Source organism: Paraburkholderia gardini, from assembly GCF_907164545.1.
Lineage (GTDB): Bacteria > Pseudomonadota > Gammaproteobacteria > Burkholderiales > Burkholderiaceae > Paraburkholderia > Paraburkholderia gardini.
Genome location: NZ_CAJQZB010000015.1, coordinates 27,089 through 39,775, shown reverse-complemented (window position 1 = coordinate 39,775; position 12,687 = coordinate 27,089). Strand labels below are relative to the sequence as shown.

The 12,687-nt window shown below is 63.8% G+C and carries 8 protein-coding genes; 2 read left to right on the top strand and 6 right to left on the bottom strand.

Annotation, left to right across the window (positions count from 1 at the left end; genetic code table 11):
• Nucleotides 1–5: 5 nt before the first annotated feature.
• Nucleotides 6–2,270, bottom strand: coding sequence for a tellurite resistance TerB family protein (locus LPA37_RS12715; protein WP_229012730.1), 2,265 nt, complete (start codon nucleotides 2,268–2,270; stop codon nucleotides 6–8).
• Between the two features lie 251 nt (nucleotides 2,271–2,521).
• Nucleotides 2,522–4,831, bottom strand: coding sequence for a putative bifunctional diguanylate cyclase/phosphodiesterase (locus tag LPA37_RS12710; protein ID WP_229012729.1), 2,310 nt, complete (start codon nucleotides 4,829–4,831; stop codon nucleotides 2,522–2,524).
• Nucleotides 4,832–5,081: 250 nt separating this feature from the next.
• Here LPA37_RS12710 and LPA37_RS12705 point away from each other — a divergent pair, with 250 nt between their 5' ends.
• Complete coding sequence (locus tag LPA37_RS12705) at nucleotides 5,082–5,744, top strand: phosphoribosyltransferase (RefSeq protein ID WP_229012728.1); 663 nt, start codon at nucleotides 5,082–5,084, stop codon at nucleotides 5,742–5,744.
• A 13-nt stretch (nucleotides 5,745–5,757) separates the two neighbouring features.
• On the opposite strand, the gene galU is transcribed toward LPA37_RS12705, so the two are convergent.
• Both galU and LPA37_RS12695 read right to left on the bottom strand, forming a co-directional pair.
• The gene (gene galU, locus LPA37_RS12700) at nucleotides 5,758–6,651 is read right to left on the bottom strand and encodes a UTP--glucose-1-phosphate uridylyltransferase GalU (protein WP_228974221.1); all 894 of its coding nucleotides are present in this window, start codon (nucleotides 6,649–6,651) and stop codon (nucleotides 5,758–5,760) included.
• 272 nt (nucleotides 6,652–6,923) lie between these two features.
• Complete coding sequence (locus tag LPA37_RS12695) at nucleotides 6,924–7,070, bottom strand: hypothetical protein (RefSeq protein WP_228974224.1); 147 nt, start codon at nucleotides 7,068–7,070, stop codon at nucleotides 6,924–6,926.
• Nucleotides 7,071–7,330: 260 nt separating this feature from the next.
• Here LPA37_RS12695 and LPA37_RS12690 point away from each other — a divergent pair, with 260 nt between their 5' ends.
• Nucleotides 7,331–8,521 (top strand): acyltransferase family protein, encoded by a 1,191-nt coding sequence (locus tag LPA37_RS12690; protein WP_228974704.1) that lies wholly within the window; start codon nucleotides 7,331–7,333, stop codon nucleotides 8,519–8,521.
• An 83-nt stretch (nucleotides 8,522–8,604) separates the two neighbouring features.
• On the opposite strand, the gene LPA37_RS12685 is transcribed toward LPA37_RS12690, so the two are convergent.
• Nucleotides 8,605–11,112: a glycosyltransferase family 4 protein gene (locus tag LPA37_RS12685; protein ID WP_229012727.1), complete on the bottom strand. Its 2,508-nt coding sequence runs from the start codon at nucleotides 11,110–11,112 to the stop codon at nucleotides 8,605–8,607.
• Nucleotides 11,109–12,575, bottom strand: coding sequence for a flippase (locus LPA37_RS12680; RefSeq protein ID WP_229012726.1), 1,467 nt, complete (start codon nucleotides 12,573–12,575; stop codon nucleotides 11,109–11,111). The genes LPA37_RS12685 and LPA37_RS12680 overlap by 4 nt, the downstream gene beginning before the upstream one ends.
• Nucleotides 12,576–12,687 lie beyond the last annotated feature (112 nt).

Below are 12,687 nucleotides of genomic sequence, written 5' to 3'. Positions count from 1 at the left end.
CGTTGTCATGCTGCCAGCCTTTGTGCCAGATCCTGATTGATTTCCACGGGGTCGTCCCCGTCCGTGAGCGGCTCGTCCCAGTGATCGAGCGACGCCTCGTTGACCTGTTCGATCGCGCCGTCGAGCATCAGCTCGAGGTCCGCCGCGGCATCGGCGAGTTCGGCACGCGTCCACGACGGACGTGACACCAGAAGTCGCAGGAACGTCGAATGCGCATCGTCGAGGCCGAGCAACGCGTCTGGCGCTGGCACGACCTCTTCCGGCTCTTCCAGATCTTCCGGCGCGACGGATTCCCGCGCATTCGACGCCTCCTCGAGCGGCACCGCCGGCTGCTCCTCGACGAACACGTCCGCGAGAATCGCCGACACGCGCGCGGTTTCCTGCTGAAGTGCCGCGATCCGCGCCGTATCGAGCACCAATCCCGCGCCTGCTGAACGTGCTTCCGGCGCGGCATCTTTCGATGCTCGCTCCCCTGGCTTCACCGCGACTGACGCACGGCGCGCGCCGGGAGCGCGAGCGCCACCCGGACCCGACACGGCACTCGCGCCCTGATGCAGATCGATATAGAGGCGCTGCGGGTCGAGATCAAGCATGCGGTAGATCTTTTCCAGCAGTTTCACTTCCTCGCGCGAGACCGTGCCGTCCGCGTTCGCGGTTTGTACGAGGAAACACGCAATCGCCTTTTTGACCCCGGCGGGCAGCGGTTCGAGCTTCTTCTTCAAACCCGCGCTGGATGCCGCCTGTGCAAGCTGCACGAGATTTCTCGCCTTCAGGCGTGTCTGCTGCAGCGGTTCGAGATGCGACCATGCGTCGATTTCCCGCTCGATCAGCGCGATTTCCGCCGCCGATGCAGTGCCGTCCGCGGTCGCCACCGCAGCAGCGAGATCGACCATCAAGGTCGCGACGACATACGCATCGTCGGTATGCGCGAGCGCGGCGGTTGCGGGCGCGGCGAACAGCGCGACGGCATCGTCGGGTTTCGGTGTGCGTGCGCCAAGCCGCACGTCCGGTTCGACCGCGATACCCGCCTGCGACAGCGCGGCGTTGAACGACGCCATCCTGTCGCGCGTGAGCGTGCCCATCGCCTTGAAGCGCGCGAAGAGCGCGCCGAACGTGATCACCGTCGTCGTGTCCGCCACCTCGCTGGCGAGCGCGCTAATGGCATCGTGCGTCGCATCGGGCCACACCTCCGGCGGCAACATCAGCGTGGCTTCGAGCGAGCCATATGCATCGGGATTGCGGGCCAGATAACGACTGAACGCACCGAGCGCGTCGGCGGATTCGTTCATCAGCAGTTGCAGCCGGTTGCGCGGCCCGGTGACCGCGGCGACGTCCGGCAGCCCGAGCAGAAATCCCGGCAGCGGCACGTTCTGAAGCGCCTTGAACGCGGGCTGCGGCAACACGTTGAGCCGCGTACGGTTCACAGGCACCAGCATGCCCTCGTGAAAACGCTCGCGATACCTGCGCATGAATACCCGGTCGAATTCGTCCGGACAGCGCGCCACGGCCGCGCGACGGATCATCATCGGATCGAGCTTGACCCATGCGAGCGCCCAGCCGGCCGGCACCGGATGGCGGTCGAGCGCCGCCTGGCCGAACGCCACCCGCACGTTCAGCGGCACCTGATAACCGGTCGCCGAGCCGTTCGGCGGCTTCTGGTCGTAGACCTTGCCGGTTCGCGCGGCCATCAGGTCGATGAAATCGAGCAGATTGCGCACGTGCCGCTGCCATGAATAGTCGGCATCGAGGTTGAGCATCCGCTGCAATTCACGCGTCATCTCGCCGTATTCGGCTTCGCTGACCTTGCCCGCGGCGCCGTCGATGAGCACGCGCCGCTCGAAGCCGAACAGATGCAGGAACAGGTAGCGGGTATGGATATCCGGTTTCCGGCGGGGCGACGCGAGCCATTCGATGTACGTGCGCCGCTCTTCCCCCGACAGGGTCGCGTAGCCAGGCGGAACGATGCCGATGTCCGCGGCGGGATCGGCCGCCTCCTGCGCGACCTGGGCGCCGGTATCGATAACACACGCATCGACCGGACCCGGGCGGCCCCGGCGAAAATCGCCGACGTAGAAGAAGCCGCGCCCGATCGGCAGGTCTTCGATGTCGACCGTTTCGCCCGGCATGACCCAGCGCGTGGACGATGCCGGCACCGACGCACCCGCAGGGGGCTTGATCCGGTAGCTGCCGGCATTGTCGGGACCGTTGTCGCCTGAAACCGGAACGGTGACCAGCGGCTCATCGCCTTGGGAGCCGGAAGGATTTGTCATGGAATAACGGGCTAGCGAGCCTTGTGCGAAGTGAATGCAGACGCAGCATGGGCGCGGGCGGCCCTCGCCCCTTTTTCCTGCTTGCCATGCCTGATGCGCTTCGGCCGGTGTCCGCACATCGCGGACTGGCCTGGGGTTAGCCATTGATTATATTACGGGTTCCAGAGCGGCGAAGGACGCGCGCGAAGCCACATCCTTCGCCCGATACCACGGTCAATAGCAAGGCCCGCGCCCGGCCCGGCATCCCCGGTTCAGCGCGCCACCTGCACACCCGGCGCATCGTACGGGGCGAGCAGATGCCGGGCATAAGCGCACGCCTCGACGGGCCGGCTGAAGAGATAACCCTGCTGCTTGTCGCAACCGATGGCGCGCAGAAAGGCCGCCTGCTCCGCTGTTTCGACGCCTTCGGCGGTCACGTTCATTCCCAGCGAATGCGCCATCGCCACGACGGCCTGCGTGATCGCCACGGAATCGCGATGATCCGGCAAGCCGGCCACGAACGAGCGGTCCACCTTCAGGTTGTGCAGCGGAAACCGCTTCAGATACGACAGCGACGAATAGCCGGTGCCGAAGTCGTCGACGGAAATCCGCACGCCCATGCCGGTCAGCGCCACCAGCATCGGCAGCACGGCTTCGCTGTCGTGCATCAGAACGCCTTCGGTAATTTCAAGTTCCAGCGCGGCGGGATCGAGCCGCGTGCGCGAGAGGCAGGCGGCGATGCGCTCGACCAGCCCGTCATTGAACTGGCGCGGCGACAGGTTCACCGCGATCACGAGATCGGGGGCAATTGTGCGACGCCATTCGGCGGCCTGCTCGCAGGCGCGTTCGAGCACCCAGTGGCCGATCGCGACGATGAGGCGGGTATCTTCGGCAACCGGGATGAACTCCGCCGGCGACACCTGCCCCAGCGTTTCGTGGTGCCAGCGCAGCAGCGCCTCCGCGCCGATCGTGCGGCCGCAGCCGCTGTCGATCACCGGCTGGTAGACGAGGCTCAGCTCGCCCGCGGCCAGCGCGCGCCGCAACGACTGTTCAATCGTGAAGCGCCGTTGCAGACGCTGGTTCAACTCGGCGGTAAAGAACTGGAAGTTGTTCCGGCCGCGCTGTTTCGCGTGATACATCGCGGAATCGGCGTGACGCATCAGCATCGTCGCGTCCTGCCCGTCGTCGGGCGACACGCTGATGCCAATCGAGACGCCGAGGTAATACTCGTTGTCGGCGACCTCGAACGGCACGGCGATCGTATCGAGCACCTGACGCGCGAGCGAAGCGATATCCTCGACGTCGCGATAGCCGCTCACGACGATCACGAACTCGTCGCCGCCCACCCGCGCGAGCGTGTCCGCTTCGCCCACGCAGCGCGCGAGCCGTTCGGCGACGCTGCGCAGGAGCACATCGCCCGCGTCGTGTCCGGCGGTGTCGTTGACCTTCTTGAAACCGTCGAGATCGACGAACAGCACGGCGATCCGTTCGGGGGGCGTGCTGCCGTCGGTGGGCTCGAACAGTTCGCGCATCCGGTCGCCAAGGTACGCGCGGTTGTAGAGGCCCGTCAGCGAATCGCGTGTTGCAAGCTGCCGAAGCTGCTGCTGGGCCTCGCGCACGGGGCCGATATCGTTGAACGAGATGAGGACCGAACTCGCTTCGGTTTCACCCGGCTTGATGATCGGCACGACGTTTTCGGTGATCCACACCATCTCGCCGTCAGCCAGCACGAGGCCCATGGTGATTCCAGGCAGCGGCTTGCCGCTTGCGAGCACACGGCGGGTTGGCTGTTCGTGCGGGGCAATGAGCGAGCCGTCTTCCCGCACGGCGTGCCTGAGCACGCTATAGATACTGTCGCCCACGAGACTCGTCTTCGCGTGCAGCATGCGCCGGGCGCTCGGATTGCACGCCAGCACGATGCCTTCCGGCGACTGCACGACGATGCCTTCGTTCAGGTGATCGATCACCAGCCGGTGATGTTCCTCGCTTTGCGCGAGGCGTCGCGCGATGGTGTCCTGATGGACCGCGAGCCCGACGCTGCGGCCGATGTCGCGCATGATCGCTTCTTCTTCGCTGCCCGGCCGGCGCGGTGCGCGGTAATACACGGCGAACGCGCCGAGCACGGCGCCCGCTTCGTCCTGCAATGGAATCGACCAGCATGCGCGCAGCCCGACCGGCAGCGCGAGATGCTTGAAGTCCGCCCAGAGCGGATCGGTCTCGATGTCTTCGACGACCACCATGCGCCGCTCGAACATCGCCGTACCGCAAGAGCCGCGACTGGGTCCGATCTCAAGTCCATCGAGCGCCGCGCTGTAATGCGCGGGCAAGGATGGCGCGGCCCCCACCCGCACGCGGCAGCCGTCTTCCTCGAGCAGCAGGATCGTGCACGACGCGCCGACACCCAGCAGCGCCTCGGCGCGCCGGCATACCTCGACAAGCAGCTCGGGCAGGGGCGTATTACGCGTGATAAGCCGCAATACACTCTGTTCGGACGCGAGCACTTCCTCAGCCAGACTCGACCGGTAGCGTGCGCTCTCCGGCTCTGCGTCAATGGCGAACCCTGCGGTCTCTTGACGAATCATAGTTGCGCTCCCTAACCCGACATCGGCAGTTCCAGAGCCAGAGCGTACTGGGGTTTACGCTAAAAATTGCGAAAAGAAGCGTGGGATCGTCCACAGGATCGACAATACACGAAGCCGGCCCACTGCTGGCATGGCCAATATTCAGCAGGCACCCGGTAATGTCCAGGCCTGCGTTTCGAAGTCTGGCGGGGCCTGCCGCGGCGTCATGTGGCGCGGCAGGCCTGGTGCGTCAATCGTGAGGAGGGCGATCATGGAGCATCGTTTTGCCGATCGCGCGGAGGCCGGCCGCGTGCTCGCGCACCAGTTGAACGTCTATGCCGGCCGGGGCGACGTCCTGGTGCTGGGTTTGCCGCGCGGCGGCGTGCCCGTCGCGTTCGAAGTGGCAAAAGCACTGGGCGTGCCGCTCGACGTGCTGATGGTCCGCAAACTGGGCGTACCGGTGCAGCCGGAACTCGCCATGGGCGCGATTGCGTCCGGCGGCGCGCTGTACGTCGACCGTCAGTTACAGGACGAAACAGGCGTGACGGAGGCGGAATTCGCGCGCGTGCTGATGCAGGAGCGCGCCGAACTGGCGCGGCGCGAAGCGCTCTACCGCGGCGCGCGGCCCGCTCTGCCGGTTAGCGGGCGGACGGTGATCGTAGTGGATGACGGCATGGCCACGGGCGCGACGCTCAAGGTCGCCGCACAGGCGCTGCGCGCGAACGCGCCGGCGGCCATCGTCGCGGCGTTGCCGGTGGCGCCCGCGGATGCGGCACACCGGCTCGGGGATAGCGTCGATGCACTGGTCTGCGCGATGAAGCCACACGTCTTCTTCAGCGTGGGCCAGTTTTACGCGGACTTCAGCGAAACCGCCGACGACGAAGTCCGCGACCTGCTCGCCCGCTCACATCGCGACGCAGGCTGGAACGCCTGACGGCGCGATCGATTCAGGCGGCCTGCGCGGTAAGCGCGAGCGGCAGATAGTTCTGCAGATACTCTTCGAAATCCGCTTTCACTTCGGGATGGCGTAGCGCGAATTCGACGGTCGCCTTCAGATAGCCGAGCTTGCTGCCGCAATCGAAACGCGTGCCGAAATAGCGGTACGCGAGCACCTGCTCTTCCGTCAGCAGCGACTGCAACGCATCGGTCAGCTGCAACTCGCCGCCCGCGCCCGGTTGCAGCGCGCGGATGTGATCGAAGATCGTCGGCATCAGCACGTAACGGCCCACGACACCCAGGTTCGACGGCGCCTTTTCAGGCGATGGCTTCTCCACGATCCCCGACAGCTTGATGACATCCTCTTCCCACTCGCGGCCGTCGACCACGCCATACGAGCGGCTCTCCTCGCGCGCAATGGTTTCAACGCCCACCACCGAGCTGTGATAGTGGTTGAAGACGTTGACCAGCTGTTTCATGACGGGCTCGCTGCTGTGCAGCAGATCGTCCGCGAGCATCACGGCGAACGGGCTGTCGCCCACCAGCTTTTCCGCGCACAGCACGGCGTGACCGAGACCGAGTGCCGTCGCCTGGCGAACGTAGAAACAGTCGACGTTCGCGGGCTTGATGCCGCGCACGAGATCGAGCAGTTCTTCCTTGCCGCGTGCTTCGAGCTCGGCTTCGATTTCATATGACTTGTCGAAGTGATCTTCAATGGCGCGCTTGCTGCGGCCCGTGACGAAGATCATTTCCGTGATACCGGCCTCGATCGCTTCTTCTACCGCGTACTGGATCAAGGGCTTGTCGACTACCGGCAGCATTTCCTTCGGGCTCGCCTTGGTGGCGGGCAGAAAGCGCGTGCCGAGCCCCGCCACGGGAAACACGGCTTTAGTGACTTTCAGCATGATTGTGTTCTCACATCTGTAGATGACGATGCGTCCCGCCCGACTCCGGCGACTCCGCGTTCCCTGAAAAGACTAGCGGAAAATAAATCATCCGGATAATCGAAATAACTATTAAATCTCGATATGCATAATCAATCAGATGGAGTTGTCATATTATGAAATTCAGACGGAAACAGTTACACGTCAGTTAAACAGGAGGCGGAAGGATTTTCCGGATTTCGAGGCGACACACGGTGCCTGGCGGATAAATCGCGCGTGGCCCGTTTTCTGAATTACTCGTTCTCGTCCATTGGCGGCAACTTGTTGCCCTGGTTCATCCTGAACCGGCTGATTGGCTCGTTCCTCAATGCCTCGCGGTACGCGGAAATCGCGACGAGGACCAGCAATACGGCGATACCTGCCAGCAGATGCATGTTCATGGCGCTACTCCCTGATTCCAGCAATCCAGCCTTCAAACTAGCATGAAAAAACGGATAAATAATTCGCCATCCCGGATGCCGTTATTTTCCTTTCAGATTGTCATCGGCATGCCCTTTAATTACTTTTGAAAGAAGATTTTTTATTCATTTATTCATTACCGTCTCGCATTACGATACTCAGGCGGCCGCGTGCGTCCATGACGGTCCGCCATCGCCGCATCGGCGCCAGCGTTTGCGAACGCATGAACCAGGGATTCCGTATGAGCGACCCGGCATTGCATGCCTCCGGCACATCGCTGCCATTCACCTCCGCTTCACGCACTCACACACGCGCCGAAAACGTCGGCAAGGAGCACGTTATCGACGCGATGCGGGGCTTCGCCGCCCTGCTCGTGGCCTACTTCCACTGCCGTCAGGTCACGTGGGTCGGCATGGAAGCGTTTCACCGCACCGCCGGCAAGGTGCTCGATCTCAACACGATCGTCGCGTACCTGACGCTTCCGGTTGCATGGGGCTCGGCAGGGGTGCCGATTTTCTTTGTCATCAGCGGCTACTGCATTCATCGCGGCGGGGCGCTACGACTGGCTGCGAACCCGTCATACAAGCTCGATGCGGTGAACTTCTGGGCACGCCGTTTCGCGCGCATCTATCCAGTGCTGCTGGCGGCGCTCCTGCTCACGTTCGCACTCGATTCGATCAGCTACCAGTTGCCCCCTGTGAGTCACAAGCTCAAAGACATCGGCCTGCCGGTGTTCCTCGTGAATCTCTTCTCCCTGCAGGGTGTCGCGGGCCGAACCTATGGCTCGAACGGCGCGCTCTGGACGCTCTCGCTCGAAGTCCAGTTCTACGCCGTCTATCCGCTGCTGTTCGCGTTGCGCCGACGGCTCGGCATGTCGTGGGTCGTCGCGATCGTCGCGGCGCTCAACGTCGTGTCGGCGTTCGTGCTGGAGCGCCACGACATGCAGTTTTTCACCTCGTACTGGCTCTCGTGGACGCTCGGTGCCTGGATCGCCGAAGCGAAAGCACATGCGGGCACCCGTGCAGGCTCACGTTCGCGGTGGCTTTATGCCGGCGCGGCGGCGTTCACCCTCGCCGGCATCGTTGGGTTTCACTTCGGGCAATACGCAGCGTTCCAGCTGTGGGCCGCCGGTTTCGCGTGCTATCTGCTGAAGGCGCTCGATCGTCCCGAGTCGAACGCCCCGCGTTTTCCGCTGCTGTCGCGCCTCGGCGATTTCAGTTTTTCGCTCTATGTCGTCCACCTGCCGCTGTTCGTGTTGCTGTCGGCGCTGGTGCTTCATTCGTCGCTACAGGTCGCGATCTGGCCTTCGTTCGCGTTCCTGCTGCTCGCCATTCCGTTCGCGTGGGTGTTTTACCGTCTCGTCGAACTGCCCGCGATGAAGTGGTCGGCAAGTCTCAAGCCCAAGGTAAAAACGGCGCATGCCCGGACCTGAGCAGACGCCGCTTTCCTGTTGTTTCCCTGTTCCGTACCCGGCCGCTGATGCGGCCGGTTTCACAGCAACAGTAACGCCGCGCTCTACGCGACGGCTGCTTTCTTCAGCTTCCTGCCCTTGGCCGCCTGTCCTGCCACGTTCTTCAGAATGCGCTCGACGCCCGCGACATAGTTCGCCGTACCAAAGCGCTGCACTGCCGTGCGATGACCGTTCGCGACGATCCGTTCGCGCAGCGCAACGTCCGTCTGAAGGTTCGCGAGCGTTCTGGCAAGCGCGCCTGCATCGCCCGGTTCGCACAGCAATCCGTCCACGCCATCTTCGACGATTTCAAGCACGCCGCCCGCGCGCGCGGCAACCACCGGACGCAGCGCGAGCATGCCTTCGACGATCACGCGTCCAAACGGCTCCGGCGTGATCGACGTATGCGCGACGACATCCACCGCGCACATGCAGGCCGCGACATCGTGCTGGAATCCGAGAAAATGCACACGTTCGGCAAGACCGTTCGCTTCGACGAACGCATGCAGGCCGGCTTCGTATTCATCGTCTTCGCCGAAGAGCGCCGCGCCGACGAACACCGCATGCATGCGCGGATCGTGCACCATCGCTTCGAGCAGGACGTGCTGGCCCTTCCAGTGTGCGAGGCGGCTGAACGAGCCGACCAGAAACGCGTCCTGCGGCAATCCCAGCCGCGTGCGCAAGGTACGTTGCGGCACACCGCGCAACGCGTCGAACGGCGCCGCGGAAATGCCGTTGAACACAACGTCGATCCGTTTCCTGTCGAAGCCGGTCAGCCCGGAAAACGCCCGCGCTGAAGCCTCCGAATTCGCGATCACATGCGCAAGCCCGAACTTCGCGCACCACTTGATGATCGCCAGCTGCTTGCGGCCAAAGTGCTGCGCGCTGACGATATCGCGCAGATGCCAGACCACTGGCCTGCGCGCAAGTTTGCCGGCCATCGCGCCAATCACCATCGCGCGCTGCGTGTTCGCGTAGATCACGTCGGCGTCACGCGCGCATGCCGTCACGGCACGCACGAGCGAGGCAAGACCCATCAGCGCCGAAGCCTTCGGCAGCTTGCCGCCCTGCTTGCGCACGTGGCGCAGCGCACCGGCGTCGAGCACGTCTACCGCGACGCCGGCTTCGTCGAGTGCGGTGCGAAACGGACCATCGTCGAAAAGCGCGACCTGGATGCGCGCGCGCAGCGTCTTGACGACTTCGAGCAGCGACAGCTCGGCGCCGCCCAGCACGCCGCTCTGATCGATCGCGAGCACGCCGATGCTGCCGGCCTTGAGCGCACTGTCCGAAGGCGGCGCGCAATTGCACGGCGGCAGCGTCGCATGGCGCAGCGCCGGGACTTTCTCCCTGACGTGCTCGAAGAAACGCTCACGGAACAGGGTCGCCGAAAACTGCTCCGCGTTCGCGCGGCAATCCGCAGGCGAAAAACGTCCGATGTTGTCGTCGAACTGCTCGACGGCCGCGATGATCGACGCGGTGGTCTGTTCGTCGAAGAACATGCCCGTGGGCCTCGCGTCATACAGGTCGCGCACCGTTTCGAGCGCACCGCCCTTGCCGTAGGCGATGACCGGCGTGCCGCAGGCCTGCGCCTCGACCACCGAGATGCCGAAGTCCTCCTCGGCGGCAAACACGAACGCCTTCGCGCGACGCATCTGGTCGTGCAGCACGGCGAACGGCTGGTAACCCATGATCTCGATGTTCGGCGTTGCCTTCGCGCGGATCTTCTGCATGTCGGGACCGTCGCCGATCACGACGAGACGTCGCGCGGGCATCTTTGCGAATGCCTCGACGATCAGGTCGATCTTCTTGTACGGCACCATCCGCGAAGCGGTCAGATAAAAATCTTCCTTGTGCTCGCTGACGAGAAACGCGTCGACGTCGACAGGCGGAAAGATGACTTGCGCATCGCGCTGATAGACCTTCCTGATACGCCGCGCGATAAACGCCGAATTGGCGACGAATTCGTCCACCGAATTCGACGTGCGGACATCCCAGTTGCGTATGTAGTGAAGAATCAGCCGTGCGAGGGCGGAACGCGGACCGCTGATCAGGTTCGACTGCTTCAGGTATTGATGCTGCAGATCCCACGCATAGCGGATCGGCGAATGCACGTAGCTGATATGAACCTGATCCGGGCCCGTCAGCACACCCTTCGCGACAGCGTGGCTGCTGGAAATCACGACGTCGTAGGCGGACACGTCGAGCTGCTCGATCGCAAGCGGCATCAACGGCAGCATCGCGCGGTACTTCGTGCGCGCGAGCGGCAGATTCTGGATAAACGACGTGGTCACCGGCTTGTCGCGGATGAACGAGCGGTCGTCGAGAAAGTCGACGAGGCTGAACAGGTCCGCATCCGGAAAGCACGCGATGATCTGTTCGAGCACGCGCTCGGCGCCCGCGTAGGTGACGAGCCAGTCATGCACGATCGCGACGCGAACCGGCTTGCCCGGGCGCGGCGGGCGGCGCGCCGGCAGTTGCAGTTCCAGGCGCGGCGCAGGCAGCAGCGCGCCGGGCGCGGCAGGTACGTCAGGGTTCGCGCGCAGGACGGGTTCGTCGAGAACGTCTTGGTTCATGCGCTTTTCCTCGGGTTCAGTCGCAGCAGCAGCGAGCGGGCAAGCCCGCGCACTGCTGGCGTCATCGTGAGAGACCAGCCGGTATTCGCGAGCACGATGAGCGCGCCCGCGGCGAGCGCTGTCACGAAGCTCGACAGGAAACCAGCGATATACAGGCTGCCCAGCAGAAAGACGAGATGCGGCAACATGTCGAGCCAGATGGGGCGGGCGCGGATCGCCGAGAGCCACAACAGCACCGCGTAATCGAAGAGCGAGCGCGCGGCCACGATCACCGCCGCACCGGTCAGGCCGAAATGCGCGATGCCGAACCACAGGCCGCCTGCGAAGAGCGGCAGTTCGACGAGCGCGACCCTGGCTGCCGCGGCAGGGTTGACCTGCGACTGGATCAATACGCGCGTGACGTTCGCCTGCCCGATGAGCCATACACTCAACACGAGAATGCGGCCTACAGGTGCCGCTTCGCGTGCAAGTTCAGCGCCCACCCACAGGTGCAGAAACGGTTCAAGCCCGAAGATCGCGACGATCGCAACGGGGGTGAATACCGCGTTGAGAAATTCGAGTGCCTGTTGCGCGAGCACGTCCGCGTGATCGCGGCGTACGGCGGACAGGCGGGGAAACAGCGTACGCACCACCGCCGTCGAAACGATGTTGAGCCGGTAGACCAGGTTTTGCGGCACCGTGTAGTACGTGACGAAGCGCGCGCCCATTGCTGTCCCGAGCATCATGCGGTCGAGCGAATCGGAGACCATGTTCGTCATGCTCGTCACGAGCATCCAGCCACCGAAGTTGAAGAGGCCCCTGGCGACCTTGAGTTGCGGCGGCTGGATGCGGCGGATGCCGAGCACCTTGAGCGTCGAGTACCCTAGCAGCACCGCGGCCAGAAGCCGCGCGACCACCGCCGCGGCCAGCACGCTTTGCAGGTTCGGTGCGATGAACCACGCAGCGGCAAGCGGCAGCAGCTGGAACAGGAAGGTGCCGATTGTCTGGTTCGTGTTGTAGATGCCAAAGCGTTCCGCCCCGTTGATCGAGCCGGCAAATACCCACGAGACGTTCGCAATCGGAATCGCGACGGCGAGCCACGGCAGCGCCATATACACCTCGTGCTGCAACGCCGGCGACACGCGCGTGAAATACGCGGTGTAGATGAACGCGCCGAAGTAGATCACGAGGCCGCCGATGATGCCGGTGCCGAGATTGAGCCAGAACGCGCTCCAGAACACCCGCGCGCATTCTGCATCGTCGTTCGAGGCGCGCGCCTTCGAGATGTGATTCTGCGCGGCCATGCTCATGCCGAGATCGAGAACCCCGAAGTAGCCGATCAGCGTCCACACGAGACTGATCACGCCGTAGCGTTCCACGCCCAGCGCCCTGATGTAGGCAGGCACTGTCACGAGCGAAACGAAAGTCGGCAGCACCAGTCCGCAAAAATTGATCGCTACGTTCTTGAGGATGCCTTTTTCCATCAAATGCCTTTGAGTCAGTATTGCGTCCGCCGCTCGCGCGCCGGGAGATGTTTCGAGTAGAGCACGTAAAAAATGACCGCTGACCTTGTTGAACGCCCGGAAAATAATCCGC

Coding starts and splice junctions, on each gene's coding strand:
- LPA37_RS12715 (WP_229012730.1), bottom strand. CDS start 2,270: ATGACAAATCCTTCCGGCTCCCAAGGCGATGAGCCGCTGGTCACCGTT.
- LPA37_RS12695 (WP_228974224.1), bottom strand. CDS start 7,070: ATGAACATGCATCTGCTGGCAGGTATCGCCGTATTGCTGGTCCTCGTC.
- LPA37_RS12705 (WP_229012728.1), top strand. CDS start 5,082: ATGGAGCATCGTTTTGCCGATCGCGCGGAGGCCGGCCGCGTGCTCGCG.
- LPA37_RS12690 (WP_228974704.1), top strand. CDS start 7,331: ATGAGCGACCCGGCATTGCATGCCTCCGGCACATCGCTGCCATTCACC.
- galU (WP_228974221.1), bottom strand. CDS start 6,651: ATGCTGAAAGTCACTAAAGCCGTGTTTCCCGTGGCGGGGCTCGGCACG.
- LPA37_RS12685 (WP_229012727.1), bottom strand. CDS start 11,112: ATGAACCAAGACGTTCTCGACGAACCCGTCCTGCGCGCGAACCCTGAC.
- LPA37_RS12680 (WP_229012726.1), bottom strand. CDS start 12,575: ATGGAAAAAGGCATCCTCAAGAACGTAGCGATCAATTTTTGCGGACTG.
- LPA37_RS12710 (WP_229012729.1), bottom strand. CDS start 4,831: ATGATTCGTCAAGAGACCGCAGGGTTCGCCATTGACGCAGAGCCGGAG.